General features: G+C 57.1%; 1 protein-coding gene. It reads left to right on the forward strand.

From position 1 onward, the window contains the following. Positions 1-315, forward strand: a 315-nt coding sequence (locus FH871_RS33445) for a hypothetical protein (protein WP_171063054.1), incomplete at both ends; no start/stop codon positions are given.

The following is a 315-nucleotide window of genomic DNA, read 5'->3' on the forward strand; positions in this document are numbered from 1 at the left end:
AACACCAATGTCCTGAACCAGTACTTAACTGTTTCAGAAAAGAAGTGGCGACAGGCCGAGTACGAGCGACGCTATGAACGCTACGCTGGTATTCCTCAACCCGAGGCAACGCGCGCCAGGCTGCAGATTGAGATTTATCCTGAGCGTCAGAAAGCAGAGATCCTGGGATCATATTTGCTCATCAACCGCACCGCAGTGGCCATCGACTCCATCCACCTGGCGATCGTGCCGGGTGTCACGACCCGCACCGACTTCAACCGGAAAGCCACGCTCGTGATCGCCGACGAAGACCACGGCCACCGGGTCTACGTGCTG

Origin of the sequence: Larkinella sp. C7 (assembly GCF_006149005.1) — a bacterium.
Classification (GTDB): domain Bacteria; phylum Bacteroidota; class Bacteroidia; order Cytophagales; family Spirosomataceae; genus Larkinella.